Genomic DNA, 18,006 nt, shown 5'->3' on the forward strand with positions numbered 1-18,006 from the left:
CACTCCCCCGGTCACGCCGGGGTGGCCGCCGTCCACCGGTACGGCGCCCGGCGCGCGGCCAGCACGACCCCGCCCCCCACCACGAGCAGCAGGCCCACCCCGGCGAGGACGTCGAGCAGGAAGTGGTTGCCCGACCCCATGACCACGAAGAAGGTGCTCGGCGGGTACAGCACCCCGAGGACCCGGACCCAGGTGCGGCGCACCATGACGGCCAGCACGATGCCGCACCACAGCGCCCAGGCGCAGTGCAGGGAGGGCATCGCGGCGAACTGGTTGCTGATGGCGTCGCTGGCCGGCGCGCCGGAGGACGGCCACCACCCCCAGCTCGACGTCCGGCTCATGACGTCGACGAAGCTCTCCGAACGCATCAGCCGCGGCGGGGCGGTGGGCATGAGGTAGAAGCCGAGCAGTGCCACGGCCGTCGACGCCATGAGCGCACCGCTGACCACCCGGTACTGCCGGCGCCGGCGCAGGTACAGCCAGACGAGCACCGCCGGCGTCACGAGGAAGTGCAGCGTGGCGTAGTGCAGGGCGACCACCGCCGACAGCGCCTTCGACCCGTGCACCCACGCGTTCAGCCCGCGCTCGACCGCGATGTCCCAGGCGTCCTCGAGGTGCAGGATCGCTGCCGCGTTCTGGAAGGCGACCGCGCTGACGTCGCCCACGCTGTTGCGGACGAGGGAGTACAGCGCGTAGAGCGCGGCGAGCAGGAGGAGCTCGCACCACCACGGCAGGCCACCGGGGCCGCGGCGCAGCCGACGGGCCGGCGGTGCCGACACGCGGAGGCCGAGGGGGCCGAGCTGGTCCCCGGACGGGAGTGCCCGCGGTCCGCGGACGGCCACCGTCTCGGTCACGCTGCCCCCCTGCCTCGTCCTCGAGCCCTGCCGTCTCCCCATCGGCCGGCCGGCGCCCGGCCGTGACCGTCCGATCCCGGCCGGAGCCGGAACCGCCCCGGATCCCACCCTTCGGGGGGAGCGGCCGACCCGTCTCCGACGGGTCCGCATGCTCCGACGCCCCGGACGACCGGAACTGCTCGGTGGCACCGCGGTCGGTGACCTTACGCAACGGCGGCGGGAGCGTGAACAGGACTTTCCCCGGCGGGGTGGGCGCCGCAGCCGCACCCTCCCGCGGCAGGGTCGACGACCGGCCGACGCCCGGCGGGTCGCGGGCGGCGATCCGCAGGCCGGCCGAGCGGACGGCGGGGCGTGCGTCAGATCTCGATCTCGGCCTGCACCCGCGGGATCTCGGCCGGCAGCTCGCGGGCGAGGAAGCCCAGGCCGCCGACGGCCGCCGCCAGCCGCTCCCCCGCCCTGCCGTGCAGGTGGGCGGCCCAGACGGCGGCCTGGTCGGGCTCGGCGCCGCGGGCCAGCAGGCCCGCGGTCACCCCCGCCCGGACGTCGCCGGAGCCGGACACACCGAGGCCGGCGCCGCCGCTCTCGTCACGCCACAGGTCCCCGGTGGGCGAGGCGACCCAGGAGGTGGCACCGCCCACCGCGACGGTGGCGCCCGCCCGCCGCGCGAGCTCGAGCGCCGCTCCGGCGGGGTCCTCGTCGACGTCGCCCTGCTCGCGGTGCAGCGTGAGCGCCAGCTCGCTCGGGTTGGGGGTCAGCACGGCCCGGCCCGCCAGCCGCTGCAGGCAGGCGGGGTCGGCGGTCACGCTGGCGATGCCCAGGGCGTCGAGGACCACGGGGCACTCCAGGTGCGGCAGCAGCCGGTCGACGAAGCGCTGGGCCTCCTCGACGTCGGTCATGCCGGGGCCGACGAGCACCGCCGAGGCGCCCTCGGCCAGCGCGCGCACCCGGTCGACGCCCGCGACCGCCAGCGCCCCGCCCGGCGTCTCCTCCAGCCCGCGGACCAGGGCCTCGGGCAGGGCGACCGACAGCGTGCTGGCGACGCTGGCCGCCGTGGCCACCTGCAGCTTCCCCGCGCCGGCGCGCATGGCCGCCTCGGCCGCGAGCAGGACCGCGCCGGGCACCTCGGCGCTGCCGCCGACGATGAGGATCCGGCCGCGGGACTCCTTGCCTCCGGTGGGGGACGGCAGCCGCCACCGGCGCAGCAGCTGCGGGGTGACCAGCTCGTGCCGGCGGTCAGGCACGGCCGGCCTCGGCCCGCCCGGGCATGGACTCGCGGGGCACGGGCTCCTCCTCCGTCACGGGCTCGGCCGCGCGCTCCAGGTGCGCGACGGCGTTGGCCTCGGCCAGCCGCAGCACGCCGTCGCCGTCCGCCTCGTACCGGGTCACCGAGCAGTTGGCGATCGGATCGCGCTCGGCGAGGTCGAGCAGCTCCTGCTCGCTCAGCTCCTCGAGCACGTACCGGAAGACCATGATCACGGCCTGGTGCGAGGCGATCAGCAGCCGCTCCCCGGAGCAGTCCAGGCGCGCGTCGGTGAGCACGCTGCGCACCCGGAGCGCGACGTCGGCCCAGCTCTCCCCGCCCGGCGGCCGGTAGTAGAACTTGCCGAGCAGGTCCCGGCGCTGCGCCTCCTCGGGGTACTCGGCGCGGATCCCGGCGCCGGTCATCCCGTCGAAGGCGCCGAAGTCCCGCTCGCGCAGCCGCTCGTCGTGGCGGGCCGGCAGGTCCAGCCCCGCCGCCTCCGCGGCGACCCGCAGGGTGTCGGCGGCGCGGGTGAACGGCGAGCTGAGCAGCGCGGTCGGCCGCCGGTCGGCGGGCAGGTCGTGCAGCCAGGAGCCCAGCGCCGCCGCCTGCCGCCGTCCGGTGCCGGACAGGGGGACGTCGGGGTCGCGGACGTCGAGCTGCAGCCGGGTCGCCCCGGTCGCGCCGGCGTGGGCGTCGGCGACGTTCCCCTGGCTCTCCCCGTGGCGGACCAACCACAGCACTGCCGGACCGGGTGTGGCGGGCATGCGGCTCCTCGTGGCCGGGCGGTCCGCCGGCGGTCGACCGGCGCCGCACCCCCCTAGCCGGTGCGGCCGCCGGTCAAACGGCGGTCGTGCCCGCCCGGTCCGGATCCCCTCCCCGGTCCCGGGGCTCAGGAGGAGGCGGCGGTGGCCCCCAGGCGGTGCGGGGTCTCGTCGTCCATCGAGGCGAAGAACCCGCCGACGACGTCGAGCAGGTGGTCCAGCGACTCCGCGCGGTAGAGCACCGGCTGGAACCGGGTGATGTCGTACTCCGCGGTGCCCATCTCCCGCAGGTCCAGCGGGCGGATGTCGGCCGTGCGGAACTGCTCGATCTCCCCGTAGGACGACAGCAGCCCGGCGCCGTAGCAGCGCAGCTCACCGCGCTCCACGACGACGCCGAACTCGCAGGAGAACCAGAAGACCTTGGCGAGGAACCGCAGCGCCGCCTCGTCGGTCAGCCGGCGGGCGGCCTCCCCCGTCAGCCGGTGCAGCTCGGCGAACGGCGCCGCCGCCAGGGCCACGCCGTGGCCGATCACCTCGTGCACCAGGTCGGGCTCGGGCGTGTAGAGCGGCTGCGAGGCGTGCCGGATGTACTGCGTGGAGTGGAAGGTCCGGTCGGCGAGCGCCCCGTAGAACTGCCGCAGCGGCACCAGCCCCGGCGCCGGGTCGAAGGTGAACCCCGTGCGGGCACCGACGCGCTCGGACACCTCGGTCAGCTGCGGGATGCGGTCGGTGGGCAGGCCGACGTCCTCCCAGGCCGCCAGGTAGGCCGAGTGCGCCAGCCGCCGGTGCTTGGCGGTCAGCTCGCGGCAGACCGTCCGCCAGACCGCGTTCTCCTCGTCGGTGTAGTCGACCGCCGGCACCGGCTGCCCGGGCCGCCAGTCCAGCGCAACCCGGGCGATCGCGCCGCGCCGGGCCAGGTACCCGGGATCCGCCACGCCCGGGTGGTTCGGGGCGAGGTGGACCGTCACGCTGCCGTCCCCGTGCTCCTCGACCGGGGAGTACAGCTGCGCCTCCTCGAACATCTCCGCTCCTCCCTCCCCCGCGCGCCTGCTCAGCGCGCCGGCTCGACCCGTCCGGTGACCTCGCCCAGGGAGATCCGGCCGCCGTCCACCCCCGGCGCGGTGGCGCCGATCGTCACCTCGTCGCCGTCCTCGAGGAACGTCCGCGTCGTCCCGTCGCTCAGGACCAGCGGCTCCTCCCCGCCCCAGGAGAGCTCCACGAGCGAGCCCCGCTGGTCGCGCCGCGGGCCGCTGACCGTCCCGGAGGCGAACAGGTCCCCGGTGCGCAGCGCGGCGCCGTTGACCGTGAGGTGGGCCAGCTGCTGGGCCGGCGTCCAGTACGTGCCGGCGAACGGCGGGCGGCTGACGACCTCGCCGTTGAGCCGCACCTCCAGCGCGAGGTCCAGCCCCCACGGCTCGCCGGCGTCGTCGAGGTAGGGCAGCAGCGGGACGTCGCGCGGCGGCGCCGGCACGCGGGCGGCCTCGAGCGCCGCCAGCGGCACCACCCACGGCGACACCGAGGTCAGGAACGACTTGCCCAGGAACGGACCGAGCGGCGCGTACTCCCACGCCTGCAGGTCCCGCGCCGACCAGTCGTCCACCACGCACACGCCGAAGACGTGCTCGGCGAAGTCGCCCAGCGGCACCGGGGTGCCGAGCTCGGACGGCGTCCCGACCACGAAGCCGATCTCGGCCTCGACGTCGAGCCGCTGCGACGGCCCGAACGACGGCGGGCCGTCGGGCTCGGCGCGCTGCCCGCTGGGCCGGACGACGGGCGTGCCCGACACCCGCACGGTGCCCGCCCGCCCGTGGTAGCCGACCGGCAGGTGCCGCCAGTTCGGGAGCAGCGGTGGGGACCCGGGCCGCAGGATCCGGCCCAGGTTCTCCGCGTGGTGCCGGGAGCTGTAGAAGTCGACGTAGTCGGCCACCTCGACCGGCAGGTGCAGGGTCACGCCGTCCCGCGGCAGCAGGTGCGGTGCCACCCGGTCGCGGTGCCGCCGGTCGGTCAGCCAGTCGGGAACCCGCGCGCGCAGCTCCCGCCAGGCGGCCGGGCCGCGGGCGAGGAAGGCGTTGAGCGTCCCGGTCGCGTGGACGTCGTCCCCGCTGACGGCCGCGAGGTCCAGCACGGCGTCGCCGACCGCGACCCCGGTGCGGCGCGGGGTGCCCGGGGTGGAGAAGACGCCGTACGGCAGGTTGGCCAGGCCGAAGCCGGTGCCCTCGGGGAGGTCGACCCAGGTCATGGGCGCCGCCGTCCCCCCGACCAGCTCCACGCGTACCGGCCGTCGTCGACCGCGGTGCCGCCCTCGCCCAGCTCCAGCGGGCGGAACGTGTCCACCATGACGGCGAGCTCGTCGAAGGACTCGGCGCCGAGCGCGCCCTCGACCGCGCCCGGCTGCGGACCGTGGGTGTGCCCGCCGGGGTGCAGCGACACCGAGCCGCGGCCGATGCCCGAGCCCTTGCGGGCCTCGTAGACGCCGTCGACGTAGAACATGACCTCGTCGCTGTCGACGTTGGCGTGGTAGTAGGGCACCGGCACGGCCAGCGGGTGGTAGTCGACCTTGCGCGGCACGAACGCGCAGATCACGAAGCCGGCTCCCTCGAACACCTGGTGCACCGGCGGCGGCTGGTGCACCCGGCCGGTGATCGGCTCGAAGTCGGCGACGTCGAAGGCGTAGGGGTACAGGCACCCGTCCCAGCCGACGACGTCGAACGGGTGCTCCGGCACCACGTGCACGGTGCCGGCCGGGCCGGCCGGGCCGCGGTGCTTGACGTGCACCTCGACGTCGGTCCCCTCGGCCAGCAGCGGCTGCGCCGGGGCGCGCAGGTCGCGCTCGCAGTAGGGCGCGGTCTCCAGGAACTGGCCGTGGCGCGACAGGTACCGCTTCGGCGGGCCGATGTGGGAGCTCGCCTCGACGACGTAGGTGCGCAGCGGCTCCTCCCCGGTGGGCACCCAGCGGTGCGTGGTGGCCCGCGGGACGACGACGAAGTCGCCGGCCCCGACCTCCAGCGCGCCGAACGTCGTCTCCAGGGTGGCCGTGCCGCGCTCGACGAAGACGCACTCGTCGCCGATCGCGTTCCGGTAGTACGGGCTGGTCAGCGAGCCGGCGGCGTAGGAGATGCGGACGTCGGGGTTGCCCAGCACCAGCCGCCGGCCGGTGACCGGGTCGACCGACTTGTGCTCCTCACCCGGGAAGAGGTCGTGCAGCGCCAGGTGCCGGGGCAGCAGCGGCGCGTTGGGGGTCAGCGACTGGTCGGGCAGCTCCCACGGCCGGGCGTCGACCAGCGCCGAGGGCAGGCCGCGGTGGTAGAGCAGCGAGGAGTCCGAGGAGAAGCCCTCCTCGCCCACGAGCTCCTCGGAGTACAGCCCGCCGTCGGGCCGCCGGAACTGGGTGTGCCGCTTGTGCGGGACCTCGCCCACCCGCCGGTAGTGCGCCATCGCCCGCCCTCTCCTCCTCACCTGCCCGCCGAAGTGGCCACTTCGGCGTCAGAAGTTGCCGCGCCGGGCCTGCTCGCGCTCGATCGCCTGGAACAGGGCCTTGAAGTTGCCCTTCCCGAAACCGAGCGAACCGTGCCGCTCGATGAGCTCGAGGAAGACCGTCGGCCGGTCGCCGGTGGGCCGGGTGAAGATCTGCAGCAGGTAGCCGTCCTCGTCGCGGTCGACCAGGATGCCGCGCGACTGCAGCTCCTCGATCGGCACGCGCACCTCACCGATCCGCGCCCGCAGCTCCGGGTCCTCGTAGTAGGAGTCCGGCGTGGCGAGGAACTCGATGCCCTCGGCGCGCAGCGCGTCGACGGTGCCGAGGATGTCGCTCGTGGCCAGCGCGACGTGCTGCGCGCCGGGCCCGCCGTAGTACTGCAGGTACTCGTCGATCTGCGAGCGCTTCTTCCCCGGCGCCGGCTCGTTGAGCGGGAACTTGACCCGGTGGTTGCCGTTGGCGACCACCTTGCTCATCAGCGCCGAGTACTCGGTGGCGATGTCCGCACCGACGAACTCGGCGAGGTTGGTGAAGCCCATGACGCGGTTGTAGAAGGACACCCACTCGTCCATCGCGCCGAGCTCGACGTTGCCGACGACGTGGTCGATGGCCTGGAACAGCCGGGCCGGGGCGCCGGGCCGCTTCACGTGCGTGCTCGAGCGGGCGACGTACCCGGGCAGGTGCGGGCCGGAGTAGCGGGAGCGGTCGACCAGCGTGTGCCGGGTGTCGCCGTAGGCAGCGAGGGCGGCCATCCGCACCATGCCGTGCTCGTCGGTGACGTCGTGCGGCTGCTCCAGGACGGTGGCGCCCATCGCCGTCGCGTGGGCGATGCACCTGTCGACGTCGGGCACGGTCAGCGCGATGTCGACGATGCCGTCGCCGTGCCGGCGGTGGTGGTCGGCCAGCGGGCTGGCCGGGTCGTAGGCGCCGGTCAGCACGAAGCGCGCCGCACCCGAGCGGAGCACGTAGGCCACGGAGTCGCGGTTGCCGGTCTCGGGGCCGGAGTAGGCGACGAGCTCCATGCCGAAGGCCGACTGGTAGAAGTGCGCGGCCTGGGTGGCGTTGCCGACCACCCACACCAGCGCGTCCCATCCCGACACCGGGAAGGGATCGCCGGAGGGGTCGTGGTCGACCAGCCCGACGAGCTGCCGGAGCTGCTCGGGGTCCAGGTGCGCGGCGCGCTCGTCGTCGAGTGCCTGGGTCATGCCGGATCTCCCCCGGTCGCGGGACGGTGGTCTTGCGACGCAGGACACACCGCGGGCACGCTGCTGGGCAACCGGCACCTCTGGTGCTGTGCCGGCTGACCAGCCCGCCCACCTGACGGGGAGCCGAACTGGTCATGGTGACCAGTCGATCGAGGAGGACGGCGTGGCTGACGGCGTCGTGCTGGACGCGCTGGACGTCGCCCTGCTGGCGGCGCTGCGGGAGCACCGGCGGGCCGGGGTCCTGGAGCTGTCCCGGATCACCGGGGTCGCGCGCGGCACCGTGTCGGCCCGGCTGCAGCGGCTGGAGGACGCCGGGGTGGTCACCGGCTACGGGCCGGAGATCGACGTCCGCGCCGCCGGCTTCGGGGTCGAGGCGTTCGTGACGCTGGAGATCTCGCAGGGGGCGGTCGAGGCGGTGCAGCGCGACCTCGAGGCCATCCCCGAGGTGCTCGAGGCGCACGCCACGACCGGCCGCGGGGACGTGCTGTGCCGGGTGGCCGCCCGCTCGCACGAGGAGCTGCAGCGGACCTTGGTCCAGCTCGACCGGTCCGCCCACGTGGTCCGCTCGACCAGCGTCGTCGCCCTGTCGCGGCTGGTGCCGCTGCGGGCGCTCCCGCTGCTCCGGACCGCCGCGGCCCCGGATGCCGGCCGGTCCGCCATGCGCCCGCCTCCGGAACGCTGACGCCGCCGGCGGCCCAGGTGCAGCGCGGCACCGGCCGCGAGGAGGACGACGACGCCGGCCACGGTCAGCGCGTTCTGCACCAGCGGCAGCGCGGCACCGGCCAGGGCGCCGCCGGCCACGAGCCCGCCGGCCCAGACCAGCGCCGCCGGCACGGTGCCCCGCAGCATCGTGGCCACCGGGACGCCCTCGGCGGCGGCGAGGCGCGGCGCGAGGGTGCGGGCACCCGCGACGAACTGCGCGGCCGCCGCGGCCCGGGCCGGCCGGCGCCCGACGGCCTCCCGCCACGGCGTCGTCGTCCGCTCGAGCAGGCGCGCCGCCGGCGCCGGCAGCCACCGGAGGCCGCCGGCCACCGACCGGCGGGCCGACCGGTGGCCGAGGACCGCGCCGAGCACGGTGGCGGCGGCGACCCCGGCCGCGGCGAGCGGCGCGGGCACCGCTCCGGTGCCGGCCAGGACGCCCAGCCCGAGGACGAGCGACCCGGCGGGCAGCACGACGCCGAGGAGCAGGCCCGCCTCGGCGACCAGCACGAGGGCGACCACCGCCACCGCGACGGGACCGGTCGCGGCCTCGGCGAGCACCGTCAGGCCGGCCGGCGGGAGTTCCCGGCCACGCCGAGCACCGGCCCGCCGTTCCGGTCCGCCCCGGACGGGAACGAGACGCCGGTCAGCTGCTCCGACACCTGCCAGATGCGCCGGGCGTCCTCCGCGCTGCGCAGCCGGCTGAAGAGCTTCTGCTCGGCCGGGGGACCGCTGATGTGCCCGAACCGGCGGGGGCCGTAGAAGCGGCCGCCGCGGGCGTCCGCCGAGGTCGCGGCGAGCAGGGCGGGCAGCGCGGCGGTCTCGGGGGTGCCGGCGATGCCGAGCGCCGACAGCCGCCGGATCAGCCGGATCTCCCGCGACTCCGCCGGCCGGCCGATCCCGGGCTGGGCGGCGAGCAGGTTCGTCGGGGCCACCCCGGGGTGCGACAGGGTGCTCGTGATCCCCCATCCGGCGGCTGCGCTGCGCCGGTCCAGCTCGACCCCGAACAGGCCGGTCGCGATCTTGGACTGGCTGTAGGCGCGGAACGCGTCGTAGGAGCGCTCCCACCCCAGGTCGTCCCAGTTGATCGCGTGGCGGTTCGCCGCGACGCTCACCTGCGTCGTCACCCGTGCCCGGCCGGCGCGCAGGAGCGGCAGCAGGTGTCCCACCAGGGCGAAGTGGCCCAGGTGGTTGGTCCCGAACTGCAGCTCGTGACCGTCGACGGTCGTGCGCCGCGCCGGCGGGGTCATGACCCCGGCGTTGTTGACGAGGACGTCGACCGGCCGGCCCTCGGCGAGCAGCTCGCCGGCGAACGCCGCGACCGACGCGAGGGAGGACAGGTCGAGGTCGTGCAGCGTGATGCGCGCCCCGGGGACCCGGGCCCGGATCTCCGCGGCCGCCGCCTCCCCCTTGCCGCGGTTGCGGACCGGCAGGACCAGGTCGGCCCCGGCCGCGGCCAGTCGGCGGGCGATGACCGCGCCGATGCCGTCGCTACCGCCGGTGAGCACGGCGCGCTTCCCGGTCAGGTCGGGGAGGGTGATGTCGATCGTGGTGCGGGCCATCGCTGAGCCTCTCTCTCGTCGGGGGCGCCGGTCGCGCCGTGTCCCCACCGTCACCGGTTCGCCGGCCGCGAGGCAGGGCCCGTCGATCCCCCTCTCCGGGCTCGGCGAGAGGGGGATCGACAGGCCGTGGCTGAGCCGGCCCGGCGCCGGTAGGAACGGGACGTGCCGCCCGCTGCGGGCGGCCCGGACACCCCGAGGAGACACGTGGCCATCGACCGAGCCGGGCTCGCGGACTTCCTGCGCCGCCGCCGCGAGGCGCTGCAGCCCGAGGACGTCGGCCTGCCCCGCGGCGCGCGACGCCGGACGGCCGGACTGCGGCGCGAGGAGGTCGCGGCGCTGTGCCACATGTCGGCGGACTACTACGCGCGCCTGGAGCGGGAGCGCGGGCCGCAGCCGTCGGAGCAGATGGTCGCCTCGATCGCCATGGGGCTGCACCTGTCCCTCGACGAGCGGGACCACCTGTTCCGCCTGGTCGGGCACCAGCCACCACCGCGCGGCGCCGGCAGCGAGCACATCAGCCCCGGGCTGCTGCGGATCTTCGACCGCCTCGGGGACACCCCCGCCGAGATCGTCACCGAGCTGGGCGAGACGCTGCGCCAGACCCCGCCGGCCGTGGCCCTCACCGGTGACGCGTCCCGGTTCACCGGGCCGGCCCGCAGCCGCGGGTACCGCTGGTTCGCCGACCCGTCGTCGCGGGAGCTCCACGTGCCCGAGGACCACGACCTGCTCTCGCGCATGTACGCCTCGGGGCTGCGCGCCATCGCGACGATGCGGGGTCCGGGGTCGCGCGCGGCACGGCTGGCGGACCTGCTGCTCGCGGAGAGCGAGGAGTTCCGCGTCCTGTGGGAGACCCACGAGATCGGCGTCCACCCCGCCGAGGTCAAGCGCTACCAGCACCCCGAGGTCGGCCGGCTGGAGCTGAACTGCCAGACGCTGATCGACCCGCACCAGGCGCACCGGCTGATGGTCTACACGGCCGCACCGGGCAGCGAGAGCTACGAGAAGCTCGAGATGCTCGCGGTCATCGGTGCCCAGTCCCTCTCCCCCGCCGGTCCCGTCGTCCGCGCCGCGGATGCCGGGGACCGGTCGTGACGCCCCTCGCCCCCCGGCCCGTACCGCGCGGGCCTGACCGGCCGGGCTCGTCCGCCGTCCTCCCCTCGCGCTTCGCGTCGCGGGGTGAGCCGGGCGCCCGCGGTGGGTAGAAGTCCTCGATGTCAGCGGAACACCCACCGGAGGTCGTCGTGGTGGGCGCCGGGCCGGTCGGCCTCGGCCTGGCCCTCGGCCTCGCACGGTGCGGCGTGCGATCGCTGCTGCTGGAGCGGCGGACGTCCCTCAGCGAGCACTCCAAGGCGCCGGGCCTGCACGTCCGCACGCGGGAGGTGCTGCGGCGCTGGGACGTCGAGGACGCGCTGCTCGCCGAGGGCCGGCTGGTGCGCCGGCTGGCGCTGCACCGCGACCTCGCCGGCCGGCAGGCCCCGCTGCTCGACGTCGACTTCACCGAGCTGGCCGACGAGGCCGAGGATCCCGGGCTGCTCGTGCTCGAGCAGGACCGCACCGAGCGGCTGCTGCTCGAGGCGCTGCGCGCCACCGGGTGCTGCGAGGTCCGCCTCGGCGCCGAGGTGGTCGACGTCGTGGCACGCAGCGGCGGCGCCTCGGTGAGCTACGACGAGGACGGCGTCCGGCACGCGGTCACCGTTCCTTACGTGGTCGGCTGCGACGGCGCGAGCAGCGTCGTCCGAGAGCGTCTCGGGCTCGGCTTCGACGGGATCACCTACACCCTGCGCCCGGTCCTGGCCGACGTGCGGGTCACCGACGCCCGCGACCGGCTCCCCTGGCCGCAGGTGCGCAACGCGCGCCGCAGCCTCTCCTTCGCGGTGCAGCTGCGCCCGGGGCTCTGGCGGATCGTCGCCCTGGGTCGCGGGGACGGACCCGACGAACCGGACGCCGGAGAGGTCGCCCGGGAGGCCGAGCCCCTGCTCGGCCCGGGGCCGTGCGAGGTGGCGTGGGCCAGCCGCTTCCGCATCCACCGCCGATCGGCTCCCCGGTTCCGGGTCGGGCCGGTGCTGCTGGCCGGCGACGCCGCCCACGTCCACAGCCCGGTCGGCGGTCAGGGCATGAACGGCGGCCTGCACGACGCCGCGGATCTGGCCTGGAAGCTCGCCCGCGCGCTGGAGGGAGGGGACGGCGACCGGCTGCTGGACGCCTACGACACCGAGCGCCGCGGCGTCGTCGTCGGCAGCACCAGCCGGTACACCGATCTCGTGACCCGGGCCTTCCTGCTCGCCCCCGCTTCGGTCCGCTCGGCCGCGTTCGCCGCGGCCCGTGCCGCGCTGCGGATCCCCCGGTTGCGGCGGCGGGGGCTGCGGCGGGCGGCGATGCTCGACCTGCGCTACCGCCGCTCTCCGCTGCTGCCCGGCGGCGCACCGCCGGCCGGCGTCCGGTTGCCCGACCCGGTGCTGCGCGTGCCCGGCGGCGGGTCGGTCCGGCTGCACCGGCTGACCGGGTACCGCCCGGCGCTGGTCGAGTGCCGCGCCGGGGACTCGCAGATCCCCGAGGGGCCGGTGCCCGTTGTCCGGGTGACCGCAGACGGCCATCGGGAACCGGCCGGGGTGCTGGCCCGGCTGCTCGGCGGCCGCGACGGCTGGCTTCTGGTCCGCCCCGACGGGCACGTGGCCCGAGCGGGGCGCGCGCCGACCGGGCCCACCGCGGCAGAGATCCAGCACGCCCTGGGGTGAGCGGGCCGCGGTTTCGCGCCCCGGTTGCGGGGGCAGGGTCGACCGGACCAGTCCACCGGGTCCCGCGGACCCGGCCGACGGGAAGGGAACGATGACCTCGTACGCCGACCGGCTCCGGATCCTGCCGCAGTTCCGCCCCGACGAGTACGACGACGTGCGCAGCACGCTCTTCGGGCGCCTGGAGAACCGGCTGGCCCGCTGGCGGCCGGAGGAGGTGCAGCTCGAGCTGTCGATGAAGGACCGGGACGGCAAGCAGCAGCGCACCGCGCTCGAGTGCTGGATCACCGGCCTGCCCAAGCTGGTGGCGACGTCCTCGGAGCAGGACCGGAACCGGGCGCTGGCCGAGGTGCGCGACGACCTCTGGCGCCAGATCGATCGCCAGGCCACCAAGGGGTCCATCCGGAAGGGCTGACGGACGGGAGCAGCAGGCCGCGAGGCTCCGTCGGTGGCTCGGCGACACGGCGGCCTGCAGCTGACGCGGGCGGCCTCGGCACCGCTGGGGTGCCCCGACTGCGCATGTCTCGGCGTCGCGGACAACGGCCGTGACCCCTGACTTGTCCCCCGAGCTCGCCGCAGTCCGGTGTTCCGGGCCTCGGTCAGCTCAGCCGCCGCTGCGGGCGCGGCTGTCGCGTCGGCCTCCACGGCCTTCTCCGCGACGTAACCGACGTACGCCGGCTCGGACGGTGGCTCCCGCCCGGCCGGCGCGCCCGGTTCAGCTGGCGCGTCCGGCATGGACTCCGGATCCGGCTCTACGTCCTGGAACGACGTGAGCTCCTCCTGACGCGTGTCCCCCCGAAGCGATCTGCTCCGGGGGGACACGGGTGTCGGTCAGGACTGCGGCGCCGAGCCGCCGGTGGTCGTCCTGGCTCAGTCCCGCGGAGGGGACACGGCGGAGGTGGTCATTCTCAACTGCAGCCGCTGGTGGAGCCGCAGCCCTCGCAGACGTAGCAGCTGCCGGCCGGGCGCATCTTCGTGCCGCAGGTCATGCACAGCGGCGCGTCGATGGCGGTCCCGGTGACCAGCTCCAGCAGCTCGGCGGAGGTGTGGACCTCCGTGGCCTCCTTCTTCGCCGGCTCGGGCTTCGTGGGCGCCTCGGTCGGCACCGAGCTGCGCAGCGCCTCGACGTCGACCTCCTCGTCCTCGACCACCGCGGCGGTCGAGGCGGGGGTGTCGTACCCGGACACCTGGGCCGCCCGCTCCTCGGCGCTGAAGATGCCGAGGTTGGCCCGCTTGTCCACCGGCAGGTGGTCCAGCGCCAGGCGACGGAAGATGTAGTCCATCACCGACTGGGCGATCCGGATGTCCGGGTCATCGGTCATGCCGGCCGGCTCGAAGCGCATGTTGGTGAACTTCTGGATGTAGGTCTCCAGCGGCACACCGTGCTGCAGCGCGATCGAGATGCCGATCGAGAAGGCGTCCATCACGCCGGCCAGGGTCGAGCCCTGCTTGCCCAGCTTGAGGAACACCTCGCCGAGGCTGCCGTCCTCGTACATGCCGGCGGTCATGTAGCCCTCGGCACCGGCGACGCTGAACGACGTCGTCATGCTGGTGCGCTTCTTGGGCAGCCGCTTGCGCACCGGGTGCGACATGGCGGCGGGGGCGGGCGCGACCTCGGCCTTGGTGTCGGCCTTCTTGGCCTTCGCGTCGGACAACGGCTGGCCGACCTTGCAGTTGTCCCGGTAGATCGCCAGCGCCTTGAGGCCGAGCTTCCAGCCCTGGAAGTAGATGTTCTCGACGTCCTCGACGGTCGCCGTCTCCGGCATGTTGACCGTCTTGCTGATCGCGCCGGAGATGAAGGGCTGGACCGCGGCCATCATCCGGACGTGGCCCATCGGGCTGATCGCCCGCTCGCCCATGGCGCAGTCGAAGACCTCGTAGTGCTCCGGGCGCAGGCTGGGCGCGTCGACGACGTGCCCGTGCTCGGAGATGTACTCGACGATCGCCTCGATCTGCTCCTCCTGGTAGCCCAGGCTGCGGAGCGCGCGCGGCACGGTCTGGTTGACGATCTGCATGGAGCCGCCGCCGACCAGCTTCTTGTACTTGACCAGCGAGAAGTCCGGCTCGATGCCGGTCGTGTCGCAGTCCATCATGAAGCCGATGGTGCCGGTGGGGGCGAGCACCGACGCCTGGGCGTTGCGCCAGCCGTTGTCCGCGCCGATCTCCAGGCACGACTGCCACTCGGCGGTCGCGGCCTTGAGCACGTCGGCGTCATCGGCGCCGACCGGGCGGATCGCGTCGTTGGCCGCGGCGTGCTTGCGCATGACCCGGGCGTGGGCGTCGGCGTTGCGGGCGAACCCGTCGTAGGCACCGACGATGCCGGCCAGCTCGGCCGAGCGCCGGTAGGCCGTGCCCGTCATCAGCGAGGTGATCGCCGCCGCCAGCGTCTGGCCGCCACGCGAGTCGTAGGCGTGGCCGGTGGCCATGAGCAGGGCGCCCAGGTTCGCGTAACCGATGCCCAGCTGCCGGTAGGCGCGGGTGGTCTCGCCGATCGGGTCGGTCGGGAAGTCGGCGAAGCAGATGGAGACGTCCATCGCCGTGATGACCAGCTCCACGGCCTTGACGAAGTTCTTGGCGTCGAAGGTGCCGTCGCCCTTCAGGAACTTCATGAGGTTCAGCGAGGCCAGGTTGCACGAGCTGTTGTCCAGGCTCATGTACTCCGAGCAGGGGTTGGACGCGTTGATCCGGCCCGTCTCGGGGTTGGTGTGCCAGTCGTTGATCGTGTCGTCGTACTGGATGCCGGGGTCGGCGCACTCCCACGCGGCCTGGGTGACCTTGCGGAAGAGGTCCTTGGCGTCGACGGTCTCGATGACCGAGCCGTCCATCCGGCCGCGCAGGCCGAACTCCGTGCCGTCCTCGACCGCGCGCATGAACTCGTCGGAGACGCGGACGGAGTTGTTGGCGTTCTGGTACTGGACGCTGGTGATGTCCTTGCCGCCGAGGTCCATGTCGTACCCGGCGTCGCGCAGCGCGCGGATCTTGTCCTCCTCGCGGGCCTTGGTCTCGATGAACTCCTCGATGTCGGGGTGGTCGATGTCGAGGACGACCATCTTCGCCGCGCGCCGGGTGGCACCGCCGGACTTGATCGTCCCGGCGGACGCGTCGGCGCCGCGCATGAAGCTGACCGGGCCGGAGGCCGTGCCGCCGGAGGAGAGCAGCTCCTTGGACGAGCGGATGCGGGAGAGGTTCAGCCCGGCGCCGGAGCCGCCCTTGAAGATCAGCCCCTCCTCCCGGTACCAGTTGAGGATCGAGTCCATCGTGTCGTCGACGGCGAGGATGAAGCAGGCGCTGACCTGCTGCGGGGCGCTCGTGCCGACGTTGAACCACACCGGGCTGTTGAAGCTGAAGTACTGGTGCAGCAGCATCCAGGTCAGCTCGTGCTCGAAGACCTCCGCGTCGCCCTCGGTGGCGAAGTAGCCGTGCTCGCGGCCGGCGGCGCCGTAGGTGAGCACCACCCGGTCGATGAGCTGGCGCAGGCTGGTCTCGCGCTGCGGGGTGCCGACGGCGCCGCGGAAGTACTTCGTGGTGACGATGTTGGTGGCGTTGATGCTCCACTCGGCGGGGAACTCCACGCCGCGCTGCTCGAAGTTGATCGAGCCGTCCCGCCAGTTGGTCATGACGACGTCACGCCGCTCCCAGGTCACCTCGTCGTACGGGTGCACCCCGGGGGTCGTGAAGACCCGCTTGACCTTCAGGCCCTTCCCCCGCGCCGGCGCCTTGGCAGCGCGACGCGTGCGGCCCGACAGGCGGTCCTCGGTCTCGGTCACTGAGCTCTCCCTCTGTTGTGGCTGAGTCGGCTGGGGAAGAGAGCCGCACTCGGTTCTATCGGGTGGTGCTGACAGTTCTCAGGTGACGGCGGCGCTGCCGTCGGAGGCGTCCCTGGCCCGGGGGCCACCGCGCCGGCGACCGGCGGGCGGCTCGGGCTGCATGCCCGGCAGCGGGAGCGTCCCGGCGGTCAGGTGCCGGGCCCGCAGCTCGGTGATCTCCTTCTCGAAGTCCTCGATCGAGGTGAAGGCGCGGTAGACGCTGGCGAAGCGCAGGTAGGCCACCTCGTCCAGCTCGCGCAGCGGACGCAGGATGGCGAGCCCGACCTCGTGGCTGGGCACCTCCGCCGCCCCGGTCGCCCGGATCGCGTCCTCCACCTGCTGCGCGAGCTTCTGCAGCTGGTCCTCGTCGACCGGCCGGCCCTGGCAGGCCCGGCGGACCCCGGCGACGACCTTGCTGCGGTTGAACGGCTCGCTCACGCCGCTGCGCTTCACGACGGCGAGCACCGCCTCCTCGACCGTGGTGAAGCGCCGGCCGCAGGCCGGGCAGGACCTGCGGCGGCGCGTCGTCGCGCCCTCCTCGGCCTCCCGGGTCTCGATGACCCGGCTGTCCGGGTTGTGGCAGAAGGGACAGCGCACGGCGGTTCCTCCTCCCCGTCCGGCACACCTCCCGGCGCCGCCGAGGGGGCGGCTGCCGGCTGTCGCCCACACGAGCCTCTGTGGACCCTCCTGGGGACAACCGGTGCACATCCCGGGGAGGAACTGAGGACGTCCTGTGGACGGAGTTACAGCGGTGCAACTACTAGATGTAGGGGAACACTAGGCAGGGCTCCACTAGATGTGCAACAGCGGCGCGGCGTGTCGCGTTCCCCCGCGACCCGCCCGTGACCTGGGACGGTCAGACACCCCAGCAGTCACAGGGACACGCCGAGGACCGCCGTTCGCTGCGTGCGCGGCGGCCCGGAGGGGTGTAGTGCGTGTCGCCGGGGCCCCCGCCGGGGAGCGGTCCGGCGACCGCTCAGCGGGCGCCGGCGGTCGCGCTCCCCCAGGAGCACGCGGCCACGTCGTCCAGGCGGATCGGACGCGTGAGCGGATCGGCCGGGAACGGCGCAGAGGTCAGGGCCCACCCGGCCTCCTCGGCGGCGCGGTGGCGACCGGCGGGAGCGGCGGGAGCGGCGGGAGCGGCGGGAGCGGCGGGAGCACGGTGGCGGCCGGCGGCCGGCGCCGGATCGACGCAGCGGACCACGGGGAGCTCGGCGGTGAGGTCGCTGGCGTGCCGGCGGCGCCGCCCGGCGGGCCGCCCCGGCAGGCCGCCGGCCATGAGCGCGCGCAGGTCCGCACGGCTGATCACGACCGTCTCGGCGACCGGCTCGCGGACGGGCGGGCCGAGAGCGCCCGCCGCCCCCGAGGCCTCGGGCAGTCGGACGGCGACGAGCTCCACCCACCGGACCTGCTCGACACCGGCGACGACGACGCGGACCTGCGCCTCGCAGCCTCCGGCGGCGTCGTGGCGCCATCCCAGGACGGCGCCGGGCCACCAACCACCGTCGGCGAGCACCTCCGCGTCGAGGGGCTGGGCGATGGAGGCCACGGCTCGGCCGCTGCTGTCGACTGGCACGCGTTGCTCCTATGTCAAGCCGCGGCTGGAAGGCACGTTCCAGCCGCGGTGTCGGTCGGTCGAAGCAGGTTGAAGACGATGCGAGCCAGGCGG

15 protein-coding genes are annotated in these 18,006 nt (G+C 74.7%); 4 read left to right on the plus strand and 11 right to left on the minus strand.

The genetic code is table 11. The annotated features are described in order from the left end of the window. Nucleotides 1–11 precede the first annotated feature (11 nt). The 7 genes from ACK586_RS19345 to hppD form a co-directional block, all read right to left on the minus strand. Nucleotides 12–854: a phosphatase PAP2 family protein gene (locus tag ACK586_RS19345; protein ID WP_409332133.1), complete on the minus strand. Its 843-nt coding sequence runs from the start codon at nt 852–854 to the stop codon at nt 12–14. Nucleotides 855–1,210: 356 nt separating this feature from the next. Further along, entirely contained in the window at nt 1,211–2,095 is an 885-nt protein-coding gene (locus ACK586_RS19350; RefSeq protein ID WP_409332134.1) for an NAD(P)H-hydrate dehydratase, read from the minus strand. Continuing rightward, nucleotides 2,088–2,861 (minus strand): histidine phosphatase family protein, encoded by a 774-nt coding sequence (locus ACK586_RS19355; protein WP_409332135.1) that lies wholly within the window; start codon nt 2,859–2,861, stop codon nt 2,088–2,090. The genes ACK586_RS19350 and ACK586_RS19355 overlap by 8 nt, the downstream gene beginning before the upstream one ends. A 125-nt stretch (nt 2,862–2,986) precedes the next feature. After that, nucleotides 2,987–3,880, minus strand: coding sequence for a phenylalanine 4-monooxygenase (locus tag ACK586_RS19360; protein WP_409332136.1), 894 nt, complete (start codon nt 3,878–3,880; stop codon nt 2,987–2,989). A 29-nt stretch (nt 3,881–3,909) separates the two neighbouring features. Continuing rightward, nucleotides 3,910–5,097, minus strand: coding sequence for a fumarylacetoacetase (fahA, locus tag ACK586_RS19365; RefSeq protein ID WP_409332137.1), 1,188 nt, complete (start codon nt 5,095–5,097; stop codon nt 3,910–3,912). Further along, entirely contained in the window at nt 5,094–6,293 is a 1,200-nt protein-coding gene (locus tag ACK586_RS19370) for a homogentisate 1,2-dioxygenase (protein ID WP_409332138.1), read from the minus strand. The genes fahA and ACK586_RS19370 overlap by 4 nt, the downstream gene beginning before the upstream one ends. A gap of 48 nt (nt 6,294–6,341) precedes the next feature. Next, nucleotides 6,342–7,538 (minus strand): 4-hydroxyphenylpyruvate dioxygenase, encoded by a 1,197-nt coding sequence (gene hppD, locus ACK586_RS19375; RefSeq protein WP_409332139.1) that lies wholly within the window; start codon nt 7,536–7,538, stop codon nt 6,342–6,344. Nucleotides 7,539–7,701: 163 nt separating this feature from the next. Here hppD and ACK586_RS19380 point away from each other — a divergent pair, with 163 nt between their 5' ends. Further along, nucleotides 7,702–8,220 (plus strand): Lrp/AsnC family transcriptional regulator, encoded by a 519-nt coding sequence (locus tag ACK586_RS19380; protein ID WP_409332140.1) that lies wholly within the window; start codon nt 7,702–7,704, stop codon nt 8,218–8,220. Between the two features lie 580 nt (nt 8,221–8,800). Here ACK586_RS19380 and ACK586_RS19385 read toward each other — a convergent pair. Next, the gene (locus tag ACK586_RS19385; RefSeq protein WP_409332141.1) at nt 8,801–9,799 is read right to left on the minus strand and encodes an SDR family oxidoreductase; all 999 of its coding nucleotides are present in this window, start codon (nt 9,797–9,799) and stop codon (nt 8,801–8,803) included. 204 nt (nt 9,800–10,003) lie between these two features. On the opposite strand from ACK586_RS19385, the gene ACK586_RS19390 reads away from it, so the two are divergent. From ACK586_RS19390 to ACK586_RS19400, 3 genes are all read left to right on the plus strand, one after another. Beyond that, nucleotides 10,004–10,891 (plus strand): helix-turn-helix transcriptional regulator, encoded by an 888-nt coding sequence (locus tag ACK586_RS19390; RefSeq protein WP_409332142.1) that lies wholly within the window; start codon nt 10,004–10,006, stop codon nt 10,889–10,891. Nucleotides 10,892–11,010: 119 nt separating this feature from the next. Continuing rightward, nucleotides 11,011–12,534: an FAD-dependent oxidoreductase gene (locus ACK586_RS19395; protein WP_409332143.1), complete on the plus strand. Its 1,524-nt coding sequence runs from the start codon at nt 11,011–11,013 to the stop codon at nt 12,532–12,534. A gap of 91 nt (nt 12,535–12,625) precedes the next feature. Beyond that, a complete protein-coding gene (locus tag ACK586_RS19400; RefSeq protein ID WP_409332144.1) occupies nt 12,626–12,946 on the plus strand; it encodes a hypothetical protein in 321 nt (106 codons plus the stop codon). A gap of 493 nt (nt 12,947–13,439) precedes the next feature. Here the strand turns inward: ACK586_RS19400 and ACK586_RS19405 are convergent, their stop codons facing one another. The 3 genes from ACK586_RS19405 to ACK586_RS19415 all read right to left on the minus strand — a co-directional run bounded on the left by ACK586_RS19405 (nt 13,440) and on the right by ACK586_RS19415 (nt 17,913). Then, nucleotides 13,440–16,298, minus strand: coding sequence for a vitamin B12-dependent ribonucleotide reductase (locus tag ACK586_RS19405; protein ID WP_409332145.1), 2,859 nt, complete (start codon nt 16,296–16,298; stop codon nt 13,440–13,442). Between the two features lie 78 nt (nt 16,299–16,376). Further along, the gene (gene nrdR, locus ACK586_RS19410) at nt 16,377–16,934 is read right to left on the minus strand and encodes a transcriptional regulator NrdR (RefSeq protein WP_409332146.1); all 558 of its coding nucleotides are present in this window, start codon (nt 16,932–16,934) and stop codon (nt 16,377–16,379) included. 379 nt (nt 16,935–17,313) lie between these two features. Continuing rightward, nucleotides 17,314–17,913 (minus strand): hypothetical protein, encoded by a 600-nt coding sequence (locus ACK586_RS19415; RefSeq protein WP_409332147.1) that lies wholly within the window; start codon nt 17,911–17,913, stop codon nt 17,314–17,316. Between the last annotated feature and the right edge of the window lie 93 nt (nt 17,914–18,006).

Origin of the sequence: Trujillonella humicola (genome assembly GCF_046233715.1) — a bacterium.
GTDB lineage: Bacteria > Actinomycetota > Actinomycetes > Mycobacteriales > Geodermatophilaceae > Trujillonella > Trujillonella humicola.

Coding starts and splice junctions, on each gene's coding strand:
- fahA (WP_409332137.1), bottom strand. CDS start 5,097: ATGACCTGGGTCGACCTCCCCGAGGGCACCGGCTTCGGCCTGGCCAAC.
- ACK586_RS19385 (WP_409332141.1), bottom strand. CDS start 9,799: ATGGCCCGCACCACGATCGACATCACCCTCCCCGACCTGACCGGGAAG.
- hppD (WP_409332139.1), bottom strand. CDS start 7,538: ATGACCCAGGCACTCGACGACGAGCGCGCCGCGCACCTGGACCCCGAG.
- ACK586_RS19400 (WP_409332144.1), top strand. CDS start 12,626: ATGACCTCGTACGCCGACCGGCTCCGGATCCTGCCGCAGTTCCGCCCC.
- ACK586_RS19395 (WP_409332143.1), top strand. CDS start 11,011: ATGTCAGCGGAACACCCACCGGAGGTCGTCGTGGTGGGCGCCGGGCCG.
- ACK586_RS19355 (WP_409332135.1), bottom strand. CDS start 2,861: ATGCCCGCCACACCCGGTCCGGCAGTGCTGTGGTTGGTCCGCCACGGG.
- ACK586_RS19370 (WP_409332138.1), bottom strand. CDS start 6,293: ATGGCGCACTACCGGCGGGTGGGCGAGGTCCCGCACAAGCGGCACACC.
- ACK586_RS19360 (WP_409332136.1), bottom strand. CDS start 3,880: ATGTTCGAGGAGGCGCAGCTGTACTCCCCGGTCGAGGAGCACGGGGAC.